Source organism: Agreia sp. PsM10, assembly GCF_030433855.1.
GTDB lineage: Bacteria > Actinomycetota > Actinomycetes > Actinomycetales > Microbacteriaceae > Agreia.
The window spans coordinates 36,366-53,308 of record NZ_JARUXC010000001.1 but is presented as its reverse complement, the minus strand read 5'-3'; the positions used below and the strand labels follow the sequence as shown (position 1 = coordinate 53,308).

Genomic DNA, 16,943 nt, shown 5'->3' with positions numbered 1-16,943 from the left:
AGCCCTCGCTCGGACGCTAGAACTGCACGCGCGGCGGCTCCGCGATGGCGGCCAGGTCGGCGACCTCGAAGAACTCGCGCTCGGTGAAGCCGAGCCTCTTCGCGAAGACGTTGTTCGGAAAGACGCGGATCTTCGTGTTCAACTCGCGGACTCCGCCGTTGTAGAAGCGACGTGACGCCTGCACCTTGTCTTCGGTATCGACGAGTTCGGCCTGCAGCTGCAGGAAGTTCTGGCTGGCCTGCAACTGCGGATATGCCTCGGCAACGGCGAAGATGCTCTTGAGGGCCGTCTGCATGTGGGTCTCGGCGACGGACGCATCGACCGGTCCCTGCGCCTGCAGCGTCTCGGCTCGCGCGGCCGTGACCGACTCGAAGACGCCCTTCTCGTGCGCCGCGTACCCCTTCACGCTCTCGATGAGGTTGGGGATCAAATCGGCGCGCCGCTTGAGCTGCACCGTGATGTCGCTCCACGCCTCGTCGACGCGCACCTTCAGGGTGACGAGCGAGTTGTATGTGGCCCACAGGTAGATTCCGATGATGGCCACGAGCACGACGACGACGATTACCGGGATGAGCCATTCCATAGCGATCACTATAAGCCAACCCCCAGCAGAGCCGGTTCGCTGTGGAGCAAGCTCCCAGAGACCTCTCCCGATCAGGAGCGGTCGGTCGTGGACGGCAAGGCGGCCACCGCGCGCAGCACCTCGGCGATGACGTCGGGCTCCGCGAGCACACGGAAATGACCGCTGAGGGGCAGGGCGATGTTCGTCGCTCCGGCGAGTTCGCTGCCGCTCGGGATGTGGGTGTCGTAGTACGGGTAGATCGAGATGATGTGCTCGTTGATCGCCTTCTCCGCCGCGAGCGCGGCGATGCTCCCCTGCCCTGGCGCGAACTCCCGCAGCGGCCTCGTGAGCGGCAGCCGCGACAGGGTCGAGCCCTGGAAGGGCGACGCGATCGCGACCACCCCCGCGACACGCCCATCCGGGTCGTCGAAGGCGAGCACGTGCTTGCCGATGAGCCCGCCCTTGCTGTGCGCCACGATCACCACGTCGGTGAGGTCGCGCTCGCGCAGCACGGAGCCGGCCATTCTGGCGGCCTGCGGGATCGGGATGCTGTTGCGCTGCAATTCGGGCACGACGAAACACGGATGCCCCCGCTCGTGCAGTGCCTCCGCGACGGGGAGGAGGTACTCCCATCTCTCGTAGACGCCGGGGACCAGGAGAACGGGTCTGCCTGCTCCCGTCTCGAACGGCACCGGATCGGGCCGCGACTGAGCGTTGCGGCGCTCGGCCGCGAGCGCGTAGGCATAGTCGCCGATCCAGACTCCGGCACGGTCGCGCAGGCGACGGGGGGCGCGGATGCGGGGCGACATGCCCGTAAGCCTAGGCGTCTACCGTCTGCGGGTGCCGGCCAGAGCCTGCAGCCAGCGGTACGAGTCCTTCGGCGTGCGCTCCTGGGTGGCGAAGTCGACGTGCACGAGTCCGAAACGCTGGCTGTAGCCCGCCGCCCACTCGAAGTTGTCGAGAAGGCTCCACACGTGATATCCCCGAAGGTCGACGGATGCCGCCGGTCCCCCGGGCGCGGTGGCACGCAGGGCGGACTCCAGGTGCCGGGCGAGATAGTCGATCCGTCTCGGGTCGGCGACGACCCGCTCTCCGGTGCGCCCGTCGAGTACGACGGACTCGGCGAAGCTGGCTCCCCCCTCGGTGATGAACACCGGCGGCAGGGCCGACCCGTACCTCTCCGCCATCTCCGTGAGAGTGGTCTCGAGGAACTCGGGCGCGATCGGCCAGCCGAATCCGGTGGTCGCGAACTCGGGCCAGGGAGCGAGGTGGAACGGAAGCGAGGTCATCGCGGCCGCGTCTCCGTCGGGCGACACGGCGCGGCCGGCACCCGCGGCGATGCGTGTAGGGAAGTAGTAGTTGAGTCCGTAGAAGTCGATGGGCTGCGAGATGATGTCGAGGTCGCGGGAGTCCAGCTCTAGGAGCGGCTTGACGAGCGACGCGAACTCGTCGAGCGGTTGCGGGTAGCGACCCAGGAGCACGGGATCGGCGAAGATGCGGTTGTGCAGCAGGTCGAAGAGCCCCGCGAAAGCGGTGTCCTCGTCTGAGGCGGTCGCGCCGGAGGTGGGCGTGTGCACGTTCGTGATGCCCACGAGGCCCTTCACATCCGCGCCTCTGAGACCCTCGACGGCGTAGCCGTGGCCGAGCAGAAGGGTGTGCGCCACAGGAAGCGCGTCGAACAGCAGCGTCTCCCCCGGCGCGTGGATGCCCAGGGCGTATCCGTTGAGCATCACAGTCGCCGGCTCGTTCACGGTGACCCAGTGGTCGACCCTGTCGCCGAAGCGCTCGCCCAGCAGGAAGGCGAGCTCGCCGAACCTCTGCGCGGTGTCTCGGGACAGCCAGCCGCCGGAGAGCTCGATGGGCGTGTCCCAGTGGAAGAGGGTGGCCATCGGGCTGATCCCGTCGGCCAGCAGCCGATCGATGAGGCGGTCGTAGAAGGCCACGCCCTGGTCGTTCAACCGGCCCGATCCGCCCGGCTGCACCCGGGGCCACGAGATCGAGAACCGGTACGAGTCGACGCCGAGATCGCGCACGAGGTCGATGTCCTCGTCGAGGCGATGGATGTGATCGGTCGCCACATCGGCGGTCGCTCCGCCCCGGATGCGGCCGGGCTGGTGCATGAACGCATCCCACGTCGACGCCCCGCGTCCGCCCTCCCGCGTCGCCCCCTCGATCTGGAACGCGCTCGTGGCCACGCCCAGCGCGAAGTCTCGAGGGAGTTCGGCGGCGAGCGTCTCCGCGCTCGGGAAGCGTGTGGCCCTCGACGTCATTCTCCAAGTACTCGATTCAGGTAGGGGTTCGCGAAGACGCGCTGGGGATCGAGGCGATCGCGCACGGCGAGGAAGTCGTCGAATCGCGGATACATGGCGCGCAGTTCGCTCGAACCCCTCGTATGCATCTTGCCCCAGTGCGGGCGCCCTCCGTAGCCGAGCATGATCTCCTCGACCGCGGAGAAGTACTCCGTCGGGTCCTCGCGGTAGTAGCGATGCACGGCGATGTAGCCGCTCTCCCTGCCGTAGGCCGTCGACATCCACAGCTCGTCGGAGCGGGCGAAGCGCACCTCGACGGGGAACGAGATCCGCCAGCCGCGGTCGTCGATGAGCCGCATGACGTCGCGCAGCGCATCCGGAACCGACTCGGCCGGGACGGCGTATTCCATCTCGCGGAAACGCACGGTGCGTCTTGTCGCGAAGACGCGATGGGAGCGATCGGAGAACTCGCGGTTGCCCATCAGGCGTTCCGCCATGCCGTTGACCCGGGGAATGATTCCGGGCAGGGCGACGGCCGCCGCGCAGGTGGCCCGATAGACGCCGTTCGTCAGCGCCACGTCCTCCGTGAAGCGGGCCAGGGGTGTCAGTGGCCGCAGCTCGTCGGTCGCCGGCCGACGCGTGTTCGTCTTCGTGACCGCCGTGCGGGTGTGCGGAAACCAGTAGAACTCGAAGTGATCGCTCGCCTCGACACGCTCGGCGAGGGATCCGAGCGACATCGGAGGGACGTCGAGCAGGCCGCCGAGGGGCATCGGCACTTCACGGGCGTGCAGGGCGAACGCATCGACGCACTGGAGGGTGACCTCGACGAGGATGCCCAGCGCGCCGAGTCCGAGCGCCACGGCGGGCAGCAGCTCGGCGTTCTCGGTGTCGGAGACGCGGAGCAGTTCTCCGTCGCCCGTGACGATCACGGCGCCGCGGACCTGGCCGGCGATGCCGGTGAACTCGGATCCCGTTCCGTGCGTTCCCGTCGAGATCGCGCCGCTGATGCTCTGCCGGTCGATGTCGCCGAGATTCGGCATCGCGAGGCCGAGGGGTTCGAGGAGGCGGGGGATGTCGTAGAGGCGTGTGCCGGCGGCGAGCGTGACCCGCTTGCGGTCGGTGTCGACGCCGATCAGCCCGGTGAGGCCATCGAGGTCGAGCTGCACTCCGGGAGCGACCGCGATGCCGGTGAAGCTGTGCCCCGCTCCTACCGCCTTGATCGTGAGCCCCGACCGAGCCGCGGCGATCACGGCCCTCTGCACGGCGCCCGCGCTCGTCGGCCGTTCGACACGCTTCGGGCGCACGGCCTCGGTGCGACCCCAGTTGCGCCATACGGCGCCGCTTGCACTCACAGGAATGCCTTCCCTTCTCCGCGGTAGCTCGGAACCATCGCGACGACCTCGTCGCCCGATACGATCGCGACCTCCGCCACGTGCTCCGCGAGTTCTCCCGACTTCGTGTGCCGCAGCCAGGCCCGGTCGCCGATCCGCAGCTCGGCGGCGGCCGCGCCCGAGAGGGGCGACTGCACCTCGCCGGCCATCTCGCGGGCCTGCAGCTCGAGCCCCTCCGGCCACACGATCTCGGGGGTCCTGTCCTTCTGCGGCGGTCCGGATGCGATCCAGCCGCCGCCGAGGAGCGTCGCCATGCGCGGTGTCGGCTTGCGCACCACCGACAGCGCGAACGCGGCCGCGGGTGCGGGCCGGAACCGGGAGTACGTGTCGAAGAGGTGACCGCCCAGCAGGCCGGAACCGGCCGCGATCTCCGTCACCGATGCATCCGCCGACGTGCTCTCGAGGGAGCCGGTGCCCCCGCCGTTGACGAACTCCAGGGGCGAGATGCGCCCCACGGCCTCGACGATGGCGCCGCGCCGGTCGGTGAGTTCCGCCACCGAGTGCGTCTGCATCCAATCGAGCACGACGGCGCGCGCAGGATTGCCCCGCGGCCGGTTGCCTACACCGGCGATCTGCGCCTCGTAGCCCATGATGCCCACGAGCGTGAAGCCGGGGCGCCGCGCGATGGCCTCGGCCAGGCGCCGGGCCTGGGCGACCTCGCGCACCGGAGATCTCCAGACACCGACGTGACCGAGCGGACGCGTGACGAACGACATGTCGATCTCGAGGCAGAGCCGAAGATCCTCGCGCGTTCCGGGCGGCGCCACCTCGTCGATGAAGTCGAGGTGGTCGAGCGAGTCGATCATCAGCGTCACACGCGAGGCGAGTTCGGGGCTCGAGGCGAGCTCGCGGATCGCGGTGACGTCGACGCTCGGGTAGCCCACGACGACGTCGTCGATCGTCTCGGCCAGCCAGAGCGCCTCGGGAAGCGTGTACGCCAGCACCCCAGCGTATCCGTCGAGCGCGAGCACGGCATCGACCAGAGACCGGATGCGCACCGATTTGGATGCGACCCGGATCGTCGTTCCAGCGGCCCGGTCGAGCATGTCGTGGGCGTTGTGCGAGAACGCCTCGAGACTGACGGCGGCCAGCGGGGTCTCGAGGTGCGCCGTGGCAGCGGCCAGGCGCGGCCACCAGCTCGACGGTGTGCGCCAGGGCTCGGTGTCGGGGCGGATGAGAGGAGGGATCACGGTACTACCTCACGGATCTGATTCGGGCGACGGCGAGGGCGCCGCCGAAGGCGAAGAGCGCGGACAGGATGAAGAGGCCCTGAAAGCCGCCGAGCCAGGCGACCACGGCGGCCCCGAGGAGGGGCGCCATGGCCTGGGGCACGGCCGTCGCGATGTTCATGATGCCGAGGTCCTTGCCCCGGGTCGCGGGGTCGGGCAGGACCTGCGTGGCGAGCGCCTGGTCGACGCTGAGGAAGCATCCGTAGCCGGCGCCCAGGAGACCGGCGGCGATCATGGCGACAGACAGCTCCGGCACGAAGGCGAGCAGCAGCGCGGCCACCGCCTGCAGCGTCGATGACACGAACACGAAGATGCGTCGACGGCCCAGCCGGTCGCTCAGGGCGCCGGCGCCGAGCGACGAGAGCACCACGAAGACCATGTAGATCAGGGTGAGCACGATCAGGTCGTCTTCGGCGTTCTCGTCGTTCAGCCCGTACATGAGGAAGTACAGCAGCAGCGTCGTGCCGAGCGCATTGCCCGTGTTGACGAGGATGCGGCCGAGAAGCGTCCAGCCGAAGTCCGGGTACAGGCGGGGACTGATCCACAGTTCGTCGATCAGCCGTCCACGCGGGACGCTCCGTGCGGCCTCGCGAGTCAGCACCTCGTCGCGGCCGAAGATCAGGAAGGGCGCGGCAAGCACGACGAGGAGCACGGCCATCGCCGCATATCCCCCGAACTGGCCGGTGAACAGGGTGAGCACGAGGACGAGGCCGAGGATCGTGCCGACCGCCTGCGGAGCGGAGATCCACCCCGAGACGAAGCCGCGCTGGCCCACCGGAACCCGGTCGGAGATCGTGGCGGTGAGCGCCGCGGTGAGGATGCAGAAGCCGATGATCGAGAGGGTCCAGAAGACGCCCATGCCGACGAAGCCGTCCTGCAGCCCGAGAAGCAGCAGCGAGACCGCGAACAGCAGTGCGCCGCCGGCGATCCAGGGGCGCCGCCTGCCGAAGCGCGATGTCGTGCGGTCGGAGAGAAGTCCCGTGACGGGGAAGGCGATGAAGGCGGCGACACCGGCGATTCCCGAGATCACCCCGAACGCCACCACGTTGTCCACCCACGACGCGGCCCCCAGGCGCTGCTCGATCTGCACGGGCAGCAGCAGCTGCACCGGCGTGAGCTGAGCCATCCAGACTCCGAGCCAGGCGGCCGCGAAGAGGGCGATCCAGCCGCCCCCGACCCGACGGACGGGTTCGGCGAACACGCTCATGCGGCGACCGCCAGACCCACGACGGAGTCCGCCGCGAAGTCGAGCGCCCGAGCCGCGGCGGCGTCGTCTCGAGTGACGAGCCACGAGAGGGTGACCCCGTCTGTGACCACCACGAGGATGCGGGCGACGTCGACGATCGGCATCGTCCAGGTCACGTTCCAGAGCTCTGCCGCCGTGGCGAGGGCGTCTTCTGCCAGGGCGTGGTACCGCTCGTACTGGCGGGAGGCGACCGCTTCGAGTGCGGGCGTGCGCAAGGCGTACTGCGTCAGTTCGAGCATGGCCTTCTCTCGTTGCGGATCGGAGCGCAGGTGCTGGAGGTACCGCTCGAGCCCGAGCCTGACCGTGTCGCGAAAAGACTCCCCCGGCGTGAGCGGCGGAAGCATGGCCCCGCGCTCGGCCTCGACGACCACGTTCACCAGCTCGGCCATGAGCGCGTCTCGAGACTCGAACGCGTAGTGGAAACTCGCGAGGGCCATGCCGGCCTCCTGACAGATCGCGCGGACGCTGGCCGAGGCCACGCCCCGGGCGGCGACGACCCGGAATGCGGCGGCGACGAGCTCGACTCGACGGTCCTGTGCCGACATCCTGGTCATCGTGGCCCATCCTCCCGAGTGGGTCGATCGTCCCACTCCCGCCCAGTATGGCCCGGAGACTGTTTCGGGCGTGTGAAAAGTTTGACTTCGAGTCGCAAAGACCCCTAAATGGGAGGTACGTGACCACTTTCGTGCCAGGAACATCACACGCAGCAGCAACGCGCCGTCGTGCTGCCCTCGTGGCGACCGTCGGCGCCATTCTGGGCATCGTCCTGGCCGCGCTCGTCGCACCGGGCCTTCCGGCATCCGCAACCGAGACCGACCCGACGCCGACCCCGTCGCCCGACTCCACCGTCGTGATCGCGACGCCCGTGATCGAGCGGCCCGCGGCATCCGAACTCGTCGGCGACGCCATCACGTTCCGGGGCACCGCCGAGCCGTCGGCCGGTATCGACCTGTACTCGGATGCGGGCGGCCAGCCGCTCTGCAGTGTCGTCGCGAACTCCTCGGGGGTGTGGGCGTGCGACGTCACCCTCGAATCCGCCCCGTCCGTCTCGGTGCGAGCAGTGCAGAGCGTCGACGGCCAGACCTCGGAGACGAGCGTGCAGATAGCCGTGCTGAACGCGCCCACGGCGGGCCCCGGCGGCGGAACGGTCTCGAGCGGCACCGTGGTGGGCGCCGGCCTGCCGGGGGCGACGGTGACGGCGAAGGTCGGCGGAGTGTCGTGCACGGCGACGGTCGATTCCACCGGCGCGTGGTTCTGCGCACTGCCCGCCGGCACCACCAGCGGCACCTATCAGCTGACCGCGAGCCAGGTCGCGCCCTGGAGCGGCGGCCGCTCGTCGGCATCCAGCGCACCGACGGACCTCACCATCGATGTCGACGCACCGGCCCCGCCCGCCGTGACCATTCCCGCGAGCCCCGTCTCGGCGACCGGCGCGACGTTCTCCGGAACCGGCGAGGACGGGGCGACGGTGACCCTGTTCGCAGGCCCGCATTCGCTGTGCCAGGCAGTCGTGGCGGGCGGCCGATGGTCGTGCACCTCGGCCGCGATCGACATCGGCAGCTACGACGTGTCGGCCATCCAGCAGGACGAGGCCGGCAACATCAGCACGGAGAGCACCCGGGTCTCGGTGGCCTTCGGCACGGCCGTGACCGCGACGCCCGCACCGACGCCTCAGCCGAGCTCCTCCGCGCCCGAGCCCGCGCCGACATCCACGGCGCCGCCGACCCGTCCCGACGGCGATCTCCCGGCGGCGTCTCCCGAGCAGCCGCAGGCCCAGCCGGATGCCTCGGCCGAGGCTCCGACAGCCGTCACGCCGGGCGGGTGGTCGGCCGCGACGCGGTTCAGCGCGGGCATGAGGCCGGCATTCGGAAGCGCTGGAGCCATCGACTGGACCCTGGCGTTCGGCATCGGGCTGGCGATGGTCGCTCTCCTCGCCGTGCCCGCGCGGCTACTCGCGGGAACCCTGCGCGGGCTGCGTTCGGGGCCCTCCCTGCCCGGCTCGAGGGGTGCACGGCTCACGGGTCGCAACCGCTCCCGCCACCAGGAGTTCGAGACCGCGCCCGCCCTGCCGTGGAACACGCGTGTCACGGGGGTCTTCGCCCTCATCGCGACCGCGACCATCACCGTTCTCAGCGCGCCCGTGGCCGACGAACCGGCCTATCTGCGCCTGCTCGTTGCTGTCGCCCTCGGAATCGTCGCGGTGAACGCGGTCGCCGTCCTGGTTCCCCGGCTGCTCGCGCGCTGGATCCTCGACGTCTCCGTCGACATCCGGCTCCGCCCGATCTTCCTCCTCGTATCGGTGGGCGCGACCCTGCTCTCGCGCACACTCGACCTCGACCCCGCGCTGGTCTTCGGCATCGTGTTCGGCCTCGCCCTCACGGCTCCCGCCTCGCGGCGCGCTCAGGGGCGCCTGGCGGCACTCCAGATCGGGTCCCTCCTCGTGATCGGCGTCACCGCCCTGCTCATCTCCGGATCCTTCTCCGGGGGTGCCGGAACGGTCGGCGCCTTCCTGGCGGAATTCGTGAACACCGTTGCGCTCGCCTCCCTCGGAGGCGCGGGCTTCCTGCTTCTTCCGATCGCCGACCTTCCCGGCCGGCACATCCTGCGCTGGCGGCGCGTCGTGTGGCTCGTTCTCGCGCTGGCCGGATTCACCCTGCTCGCGGGCGTCCTGTCTTCGGCGCTCGGCGGACTCGGCGGCGGCGCGGGCATCATCTTGATCGCGCTGCTGTCACTGGTCTTCGCCGCGGTCTGCGTCGCCGTCTGGCTGTGGGTGAGATTCGTGCGCCCGCCCGCTCACGACGAGAGCAGCACGCCCAGCGCGTAGCCGCCCACCGCGAGCGCCAGACCGACCGCGAGGTTGAGCAGGCACGACAGGGCGGCGACGCCGCGACGACCGTCTCGAAGCAGGGCCACCGTCTCGACGCTGAAAGTGCTGAAGGTCGTGAGTCCGCCCGCCACCCCGGTGACGAGCACGAGTCGCACATCGTCCGACAGCGCCAGGGTCGAGGCGAGGCCGGCTGCGCAGCCCGCGAGCGCCGAGCCCGCCCCGTTGACGACGAGCACGGCCCACGGAAAGCGACGAAGCGGTGACGAGGACGGGCGCGAGGCGACCCAGGTGCTCACGCCGTAGCGCACGACCGCTGCGAACCCCCCGGACACCACCACCACGAGGGCGAGGAGCGGCGTCACTCGGCGACCCCCTTGCGCGAACGTTCTCCCAGGCGGATGCCGAGGAACGATGCGCCGAGGCCCAGAGCCAGGGTGGCCCCGAGGTACACGACGGCGAGAACGATCTGGGGCGGTGTGGAGACGGTGAGGAGCGCCAGGGCCAGGATGACGGCCGAGAACGTCGTGAACGACCCGAGCAGGCCGGGGCCGAGTGCCGCCTTCAGAACCGACGATGCGCCGCGAGCGAAGATACCCCCCGTCAGCCAGCCCAGAACGAAGGATCCGACCACGTTGATGAGGAGCGTGCTGAGGGGGAACTGCTCGTCGGAGTGGGGGACGACCGTATCGAGGCCGAGCCGCAGGCCACTGCCCAGCACACCGCCGAGGAACACCGCGACGAGGTGGGCCAGCGGTCGGTTCTGCACAGGGGGGAGGCTACCCCTTTTCGCCCCGGAATGCGTCCACGGTCACCGGGCGTCTGCGGTCGATGGCAGGCTCGAGTCATGACGCCATCCGAACCCGCCCAGACCGCGACCGACATTCTGCGCTCCCTGGTCGGTCGGCCCGACGCAAAGTTCCACGAGGGTCAGGCCGAGGCGATCGACGCCCTGGTCACCGACCGCAGCCGAGCGCTCGTCGTGCAGCGCACCGGGTGGGGCAAGTCGGCCGTCTACTTCATTGCGACGCTGCTGCTTCGGCAGCGCGGTGCCGGTCCCACCATCCTCGTGTCTCCCCTTCTCGCACTCATGCGCGACCAGGTGGCCGCCGCCGCCCGGGCGGGAGTCACGGCCGCGAGCCTCAACTCCGCGAACACCCACGAGTGGGAGTCGATCAAGGAGCGGCTCGGCCGCAACGAGATCGATGTGCTGCTGGTCTCGCCCGAACGACTCAACAACCCCCGCTTCCGAGACGAGCAGCTGCCCGAACTCGTGCGCCGCACCGGACTGCTCGTCGTCGACGAGGCGCACTGCATCTCCGACTGGGGCCACGATTTCCGCCCCGATTACCGTCGGCTTCGCACGCTGATCGCCGAGCTCCCCCCGGGCGTGCCGGTGCTCGCCACCACGGCGACGGCGAACTCCCGGGTCGTCGCCGACGTCGCCGAGCAGTTGAGCGTCGACGCTCAGGGCGCCGACGCCAATGCGGTCGTCACGATCCGTGGTCCGCTCGCCCGCGCGTCGCTGCGGCTGGGCGCGCTGAGGCTGCCCGACGCGAAGGCCAGGCTGGGCTGGCTGCTGACGCATCTCGACCAGATGCAGGGCAGCGGCATCATCTACGCCCTCACGGTGTCGGCGGCCGAAGACACCGCACGGCTTCTGCGAGAGGCTGGCCACGAGGTGCTGGCCTACACCGGTCGCACCGATCCGGCCGATCGCGAGGCCGCCGAGGCGAAGTTGAAGAACAACGAGGTCAAGGCGCTCGTGGCCACCAGCGCGCTGGGCATGGGGTTCGACAAGCCCGATCTCGGATTCGTCATCCACCTCGGCGCTCCGTCGTCGCCCGTGGCGTACTACCAGCAGGTCGGCCGCGCCGGCCGCGCCACCGCGAACGCCGACGTGCTCCTGCTGCCGGGTCGAGAAGACCCGGAGATCTGGCACTACTTCGCCACCGCATCCATGCCCGACGACAGGCGCGCCCGCGCCGTGCTCGACGCGCTCGACGCAGAGTCCGGCCCGCTCTCGACTCCCGCGCTCGAGGCCCTGGTCGACCTGCGCAGAACCCCTCTCGAGCTGCTGCTCAAGGTGCTCGACGTCGACGGCGCGGTGTCGAAGGTGCAGGGCGGCTGGCGCTCGACGGGCCGGCCCTGGGTCTACGACGCCGAGCGATATGAGCGCATCGCCGCCGAGCGGGTGGCCGAGCAGCAGTCGATGCTCGACTACGAGACGACCACCGGCTGCCGCATGGAGTTCCTGCAGCGCGCCCTCGACGATCCGACCGCGGCGCCCTGCGGACGGTGCGACAACTGCACGAGCTCCTGGTACGACAGTTCGGTCGCATCGGGTGACCAGGTGACTGCCGAAGCCGCGCTGCAGCGGGTCGGCGCGGTCATCGAGCCGCGCACGCAGTGGCCCACCGGCGCGTCGGAGCGTGGCGTCTCCGTGAAGGGGCGCATCGCCATCGACGAGCGCATCGAGCCGGGCCGAGCGCTGGCTCGACTCACCGACCTCGGCTGGGGCGGCACGCTGCGGCAGCTCTTCGCAGCGGGCTCGCCCGACGAGGCGGCGAGTCCCGCGCTCATTCAGGCCTGCGCTCGCGTTCTGGGCGAATGGCCGTGGAGCGAGCGCCCCGCAGCCATCGTCAGCATGCCGTCGAGGCGGCGGCCCGTTCTCGTGCGGTCGATCGCCGAGGGGCTGTCCCAGTTGGGCAGGCTCCCCCACCTCGGCTCGCTCGATCTGGCGGGCGGCGGCCCCGACGGCGCGCCCGGCGGCAACAGCGTCTACCGGCTCTCCTCGGTCTGGCAGCGTTTCGAGGTGGGAGCGCAGCTGTCCGAGCGGCTCGATGCGCAGAGCGGTCGGGCGGTGCTGCTCGTCGACGATCTCGTCGACAGCCGATGGACGATCACGGTCGCGGGCCGCGAACTGCGTCGACACGGCGCCGGCAGCGTGCTGCCCTTCGCTCTCGCCCTGCAGATGTAATCTCGGTCAGATGAGCACCGCAGACGCACTGCAGAACACCTCCGAGGCGCGCATCCATCGGCGCATCCCCGAACAGCTCGACCCTCTCGAGCGCATCGAGCCCCAGCCCGACTTCCGCGTCGATCTCGAGCGCATCAGATTCTCGCCCTATTTCTCCCGGCTGTCGGCGGTCACCCAGGTCATCTCGCAGGCCGGAGCCGGGCCCGTCATCCACAATCGGCTCACCCATTCGGTCAAGGTCACCGCCGTCGCCCGGTCGATCGCGGTGATGCTCGAGCAGGACACGGGCGACACCGGGCGCCTGGTGCGCGAACTCGGAGGATGCGATCCCGTCGTCGTGCAGGCGGCCGCCAGCGCGCACGATCTGGGGCACCCGCCGTTCGGCCACCTCGGAGAGCAGGTTCTCGACCGGCTCGCCCGCGAGCGCCTGAACCTGTCCGAGGGGTTCGAGGGCAACGCCCAGACCTTCCGCATCCTCACGGAACTCGACGCGTGCGATGCCACCGAGCAGGGCCTCAACCTCACGGCCGCCGTGCGGGCGGGCGTTCTGAAGTACCCCTGGCTCCGGGCCGAATGGCAGTCGCGGGTGCGAACCGACATGCCCGACGGAATGCCCCGGGGCGTCGGTTCGCAGCGCAACGGCGGGGCCGACAAGTTCTCGGCGTACACGCTCGACGCCGACGAGCTGCGCGAGGCCCGCGCCGCCTTCCCCCGCATCGGCGAGTGGCGCCAGACCGTCGAATGCTCGGTCATGGACATCGCCGACGACATCGCATATTCGATCCACGACCTCGACGACTTCTACCGGGCCGGTGTTCTGCAGCAGGCCTCCGTCTCCGCCGAGCTGCGCAGTTGGCTCCGCGACCAGGCGCGACTGTCACGACTCGACGAGCAGTCGCTCGAGGCGAGCGCCCGCACGCCGGGCCACGCCCTCGAGCTGGTGCGCCGGCGCATCCACGCGCGTGATGCGTGGAACGCCTCGGACGACGCCTTCAGGACAGCCGTGCAGAAGGTCAGCGAAGACCTCGGAGACGGGCTGCTCTCGGTTCCGTTCGACGGCTCGATGGGCGCCGAGCGGGCGATCTCGTCGTTCACGCGCAGCTGGATCAACAGGCTGCAGCGCTCGATCGTCGTCGACCGCGATCCCCATGTCAGGAGTGCGCATGTGAGGCTCGGCCAGCAGGCCTGGCACGACGTGGTCGTTCTCAAGTTCGTGCACACGCGTTTCGTGCTCGAGCGACCCGACCTCGCGACCTACCAGCGCGGACAGGGTCGCGTGCTCGAGACCCTCGTCGACGGCTTCCGGGCCTGGCTGTCCGACGAGGACGATGCGGCTCGTGCGCCCCGTCGCCTGGTCGAACTGGTTCAGGTGGCCACCGCCGGATACTTCCGCCTGCGGGCAGACTCCCCCGAGCTGCTCCGCGGACGCACCGACGACGAGAGCCTCATCGCGCGCGGACGCGGACGCGGCATCGTCGACTACATCGCCTCGCTCACCGACAGCCAGGCCATGGGGGTGGCCGCACTCATCAGCGGCACCTCGGAGCACCTGTGGGAGGGCGGAACCGGCATCTGACGACGATCAGATCGTGAGTCGCCTCTCGACGACATCGCGCGCGACGTCCTGGAGCCGGACCCCGTTCTGACGAGCGTAGCTGCGCAGGAGCGTGAACGCACCGTTCATGTCGAGCGAGTGGGTGTGCGCCAGAACACCCTTGGCCTGCTCGATGAGCACCCGGCTGTCGAGCGCCTGCTGCAGCTGCTGCCGGGCGACGTCGCTCTCGCTCATCGCCCGCTGGTGCAGGATGCCGATGGTGGCGATGTCGGCCAGCCCCCGGGCCACGGCGATGTCGTCGTCGGGCAGCCGCCCGAGGGTGCAGCGGAACAGGTTCAGGCTGCCGATCGTCTCACCCCGCAGCTGCATGGGAATGCAGTGCACCGAGCGGAACCCCTGCGCCAGTGCCTTGTTCGCGAACAGCGGCCAGATGTCGGTCACCTCTGCGACATCGGGCACGGCCACGACCGTGCCGGTGAGGTAGGCCTCGATGCACGGCCCCTCTCCGGCCCGCAGCTGCATGAGTTCGACGAGTCGGCTCTCCTCGCTCGTCGACGCGAGCACCTCGAGCTGGCCGTCGGCTGCCGCCAGAGTGAGCCCTGCGCCCGCGGCATCGAGCAACTCCGCACAGGTGCTGATGAGCGTGTGAAGCAGGTCGACCACGTCGTAGTCGGCCACCAAGGTGTCTGCGAGGGTCACGAACGTGGCGGTCAACTGAGCCTCGCGCGTTCTGCTCACCATGAGGTCAACCTTAACTGTCGAAGGCGGGCACTTCGAGCGATCACGGCATCTCCTCGGAGAACACGATCCGCCTGTCGACGATGTCCCGCGAGACCTCGAGCACGGTACGCCCGGTCGAGAATGCGTGAGCGCGGATCAGCAGGGCCGCATCGGATGCCTGGACGTCCATCTGGGCCAGCACCATGCCGGTGGCCTGGTGGAACTCCCGTCGTGACGACGCGGGCTCCTCCTCGCGCGAATCCTCCTGCGATCGGTGGTCGTCGAGCACCCGGTGCAGCACATGCCACACCGCGAACCCGGCCAGGGCCATCGCATCGGCCACCTCGCCGTCGTCGAGCCGTGCCGGATGCTCGGTGTACAGGTCGACCGCACCGATGTCCAACGATCCGACGGCAAGAGGGAACGCGAAGACGCCCATGATCCGCTCGTCGCCGAGCGCGCCCACGAGAGCAGGCCAGGCGTCGCAGGCCGTCTGGTGCCGGATGTTCTCGGTCAGGACCGGCCGTCGGCTCGCCATTGCCTCCCAGCACGGCCCCTCGCCCAGATCGAACTGCAGCTCGTCGAGTCGACTCGCCCGACGGTCGCTCGCGCAGATCGTGCCCGGGCCGGCGATGCCGCCGAGGACGGATATCGATACACCCGTCACCGGCAGCACCGACAGGAACGGCGAGCAGAGATCGGCTCGCAGGTCTCCCGGCGACGACAAGGCGCGCACCGCATCGTCGAATCGCGCACGATGGGACATGTCTACAGGTTGATCATGTGCCCCTTGAGCCCGTGGAATGCCTCCTGCAGGGCCTCGCTGAGGGTGGGGTGCGTGTGCACGTTGCGTGCCAGCTCGGTCGCCGTGAGGTCCCACATCTGCGCGAGGGTGAGCTCGGGCAGCAGCTCCGACACATCGTGGCCCACCATGTGACCGCCGAGCAGCTCGCCGTACTTCGCGTCGGCGACCAGCTTGACGAAGCCGGCCGGCTCGCCGAGCCCGTGCGCCTTGCCGTTGGCGGTCATGGGGAACGTCGATACGAGCACGTCGTGCCCCTCGTCGCGCGCCTGCTGCTCGGTGAGGCCGAAGCTCGCGACCTGCGGCTGGCAGAAGGTGGCCCGCGGCATGTTGCGGTAGTCGCCGAGCGTCTGGGTCTCGGCGCCGCCCATCGTCTCGGCGGCCACGACGCCCTGGGCCTCGGCCACGTGGGCGAGCTGCAGTTTGGCCGTGACGTCTCCGATGGCGTAGATGTTCGGAACGTTGGTGCGCATGTGGTCGTCGATCGCGATGGCCCCGCGCTCGGTCAGCTGCACTCCGGTCTTGTCGAGCCCGAAGCCCTCGACGCGCGGTGCGAAACCGATCGACATCATGACCTTGTCGACCTCGATCGACCCCTGCGTGCCGTCTTTCGCGGTGTACGAGACCGTGACGGACGAGCCGTTGTCGACGATGCTCTCGACCTTCGTCGAGGTGAGCAGCGTGACACCCAGCTTCTTGTACTGCTTGGCGATCTCCTTCGACACGTCGACGTCTTCGTTGGGAAGGGCCCGGTCGAGGAACTCGATGATGGTGATCTCGACGCCGTAGTTGCGCAGGATGTAGGCGAACTCCATTCCGATGGCGCCGGCACCGACGATGACCATCGACTTCGGCAGCTCGCGGGTCAGGATCTGGCTCTCATAGGTGACGACGTTGTCGCTGAGGGTCACACCCGGGAGGAGTCGAACGGTCGACCCCGTGGCGATGATCGCGTTGTCGAACGTGAGCTGCTCGGCCGTTCCGTCGGACTTGGCGACCGTGAGCGAGTGGCTGTCGTCGAACGACCCCCGGCCGTCGTACTCGGTGATCTTGTTCTTCTTCATGAGGAAGTGCACGCCCTTGACGCGCCCGTCGGCCACCTTGCGGCTGCGGTCGAAGGCTGCGCCGAAGTCGAACGAGGCCTCTCCCGAGATTCCGAACTCCGTCGCCTGGGTGGCGAAGATGTTCGCCAACTCGGCGTTGCGGAGCAGAGCCTTCGACGGGATGCAGCCGACGTTGAGGCAGACACCGCCCCAGTACTTCTCTTCGACGACGGCGACGCTGAGCCCGAGCTGCGCGGCACGGATGGCAGCGACATAGCCGCCGGGGCCGGCTCCCAGAACGACGAGGTTGTAGTGAGCACTCATTATGTTTTAGGACTTCCT

At 69.5% G+C, this 16,943-nt stretch carries 15 protein-coding genes; 3 read left to right on the top strand and 12 right to left on the bottom strand.

Features of this window, described 5'->3' with window-relative positions; translation table 11 throughout:
* Positions 1–16: 16 nt before the first annotated feature.
* The 7 genes from QCD70_RS00250 to QCD70_RS00220 all read right to left on the bottom strand — a co-directional run bounded on the left by QCD70_RS00250 (position 17) and on the right by QCD70_RS00220 (position 7,231).
* On the bottom strand, positions 17–583 hold the full coding sequence (locus QCD70_RS00250; protein ID WP_055930068.1) for a LemA family protein: 567 nt from the start codon (positions 581–583) through the stop codon (positions 17–19).
* Positions 584–654: 71 nt separating this feature from the next.
* On the bottom strand, positions 655–1,371 hold the full coding sequence (locus QCD70_RS00245; protein WP_301213062.1) for an esterase/lipase family protein: 717 nt from the start codon (positions 1,369–1,371) through the stop codon (positions 655–657).
* An 18-nt stretch (positions 1,372–1,389) separates the two neighbouring features.
* Positions 1,390–2,832, bottom strand: coding sequence for a GH1 family beta-glucosidase (locus QCD70_RS00240; protein WP_301213060.1), 1,443 nt, complete (start codon positions 2,830–2,832; stop codon positions 1,390–1,392).
* A complete protein-coding gene (locus QCD70_RS00235; RefSeq protein ID WP_301213058.1) occupies positions 2,829–4,163 on the bottom strand; it encodes a D-arabinono-1,4-lactone oxidase in 1,335 nt (444 codons plus the stop codon). The genes QCD70_RS00240 and QCD70_RS00235 overlap by 4 nt, the downstream gene beginning before the upstream one ends.
* A complete protein-coding gene (locus tag QCD70_RS00230) occupies positions 4,160–5,392 on the bottom strand; it encodes an alanine racemase (RefSeq protein ID WP_301213056.1) in 1,233 nt (410 codons plus the stop codon). The genes QCD70_RS00235 and QCD70_RS00230 overlap by 4 nt, the downstream gene beginning before the upstream one ends.
* A gap of 4 nt (positions 5,393–5,396) precedes the next feature.
* A complete protein-coding gene (locus QCD70_RS00225) occupies positions 5,397–6,638 on the bottom strand; it encodes an MFS transporter (protein ID WP_301213055.1) in 1,242 nt (413 codons plus the stop codon).
* Positions 6,635–7,231 carry a TetR/AcrR family transcriptional regulator gene (locus QCD70_RS00220; RefSeq protein WP_301213053.1) on the bottom strand — a complete coding sequence of 199 codons (597 nt, stop codon included), beginning with the start codon at positions 7,229–7,231 and terminating at the stop codon, positions 6,635–6,637. Before QCD70_RS00220 ends, QCD70_RS00225 begins: the two co-directional genes overlap by 4 nt.
* 119 nt (positions 7,232–7,350) lie before the next feature.
* On the opposite strand from QCD70_RS00220, the gene QCD70_RS00215 reads away from it, so the two are divergent.
* Positions 7,351–9,501 (top strand): Ig-like domain-containing protein, encoded by a 2,151-nt coding sequence (locus tag QCD70_RS00215; RefSeq protein WP_301213051.1) that lies wholly within the window; start codon positions 7,351–7,353, stop codon positions 9,499–9,501.
* Here QCD70_RS00215 and QCD70_RS00210 read toward each other — a convergent pair.
* Positions 9,471–9,866 carry a fluoride efflux transporter FluC gene (locus QCD70_RS00210; protein WP_301213049.1) on the bottom strand — a complete coding sequence of 132 codons (396 nt, stop codon included), beginning with the start codon at positions 9,864–9,866 and terminating at the stop codon, positions 9,471–9,473. The two genes, QCD70_RS00215 and QCD70_RS00210, sit on opposite strands and share 31 nt — an antisense overlap.
* On the bottom strand, positions 9,863–10,270 hold the full coding sequence (locus QCD70_RS00205) for a fluoride efflux transporter FluC (RefSeq protein WP_301213047.1): 408 nt from the start codon (positions 10,268–10,270) through the stop codon (positions 9,863–9,865). The genes QCD70_RS00210 and QCD70_RS00205 overlap by 4 nt, the downstream gene beginning before the upstream one ends.
* A 78-nt stretch (positions 10,271–10,348) precedes the next feature.
* On the opposite strand from QCD70_RS00205, the gene QCD70_RS00200 reads away from it, so the two are divergent.
* Both QCD70_RS00200 and QCD70_RS00195 read left to right on the top strand, forming a co-directional pair.
* The gene (locus QCD70_RS00200; protein ID WP_301213045.1) at positions 10,349–12,481 is read left to right on the top strand and encodes a RecQ family ATP-dependent DNA helicase; all 2,133 of its coding nucleotides are present in this window, start codon (positions 10,349–10,351) and stop codon (positions 12,479–12,481) included.
* A 10-nt stretch (positions 12,482–12,491) separates the two neighbouring features.
* Positions 12,492–14,057, top strand: a complete 1,566-nt coding sequence (locus QCD70_RS00195; protein WP_301213044.1) for a deoxyguanosinetriphosphate triphosphohydrolase family protein — start codon at positions 12,492–12,494, stop codon at positions 14,055–14,057.
* 6 nt (positions 14,058–14,063) lie between these two features.
* Here QCD70_RS00195 and QCD70_RS00190 read toward each other — a convergent pair whose 3' ends face one another.
* From QCD70_RS00190 to lpdA, 3 genes are read right to left on the bottom strand one after another with little or no spacing between them, the layout of a single operon-like run.
* Positions 14,064–14,777 carry a GAF and ANTAR domain-containing protein gene (locus QCD70_RS00190; RefSeq protein WP_301213042.1) on the bottom strand — a complete coding sequence of 238 codons (714 nt, stop codon included), beginning with the start codon at positions 14,775–14,777 and terminating at the stop codon, positions 14,064–14,066.
* Between the two features lie 40 nt (positions 14,778–14,817).
* Complete coding sequence (locus QCD70_RS00185) at positions 14,818–15,522, bottom strand: GAF and ANTAR domain-containing protein (protein WP_301213040.1); 705 nt, start codon at positions 15,520–15,522, stop codon at positions 14,818–14,820.
* A gap of 2 nt (positions 15,523–15,524) precedes the next feature.
* Complete coding sequence (gene lpdA, locus QCD70_RS00180) at positions 15,525–16,925, bottom strand: dihydrolipoyl dehydrogenase (protein WP_301213038.1); 1,401 nt, start codon at positions 16,923–16,925, stop codon at positions 15,525–15,527.
* Positions 16,926–16,943 lie beyond the last annotated feature (18 nt).

Excerpts from the sequence above, each read along its gene's own strand:
- QCD70_RS00195 (WP_301213044.1), top strand. The coding sequence starts at position 12,492 with ATGAGCACCGCAGACGCACTGCAGAACACCTCCGAGGCGCGCATCCAT.
- QCD70_RS00225 (WP_301213055.1), bottom strand. The coding sequence starts at position 6,638 with ATGAGCGTGTTCGCCGAACCCGTCCGTCGGGTCGGGGGCGGCTGGATC.
- QCD70_RS00220 (WP_301213053.1), bottom strand. The coding sequence starts at position 7,231 with ATGACCAGGATGTCGGCACAGGACCGTCGAGTCGAGCTCGTCGCCGCC.
- QCD70_RS00185 (WP_301213040.1), bottom strand. The coding sequence starts at position 15,522 with ATGTCCCATCGTGCGCGATTCGACGATGCGGTGCGCGCCTTGTCGTCG.
- QCD70_RS00190 (WP_301213042.1), bottom strand. The coding sequence starts at position 14,777 with ATGGTGAGCAGAACGCGCGAGGCTCAGTTGACCGCCACGTTCGTGACC.
- lpdA (WP_301213038.1), bottom strand. The coding sequence starts at position 16,925 with ATGAGTGCTCACTACAACCTCGTCGTTCTGGGAGCCGGCCCCGGCGGC.
- QCD70_RS00200 (WP_301213045.1), top strand. The coding sequence starts at position 10,349 with ATGACGCCATCCGAACCCGCCCAGACCGCGACCGACATTCTGCGCTCC.
- QCD70_RS00240 (WP_301213060.1), bottom strand. The coding sequence starts at position 2,832 with ATGACGTCGAGGGCCACACGCTTCCCGAGCGCGGAGACGCTCGCCGCC.
- QCD70_RS00245 (WP_301213062.1), bottom strand. The coding sequence starts at position 1,371 with ATGTCGCCCCGCATCCGCGCCCCCCGTCGCCTGCGCGACCGTGCCGGA.
- QCD70_RS00250 (WP_055930068.1), bottom strand. The coding sequence starts at position 583 with ATGGAATGGCTCATCCCGGTAATCGTCGTCGTCGTGCTCGTGGCCATC.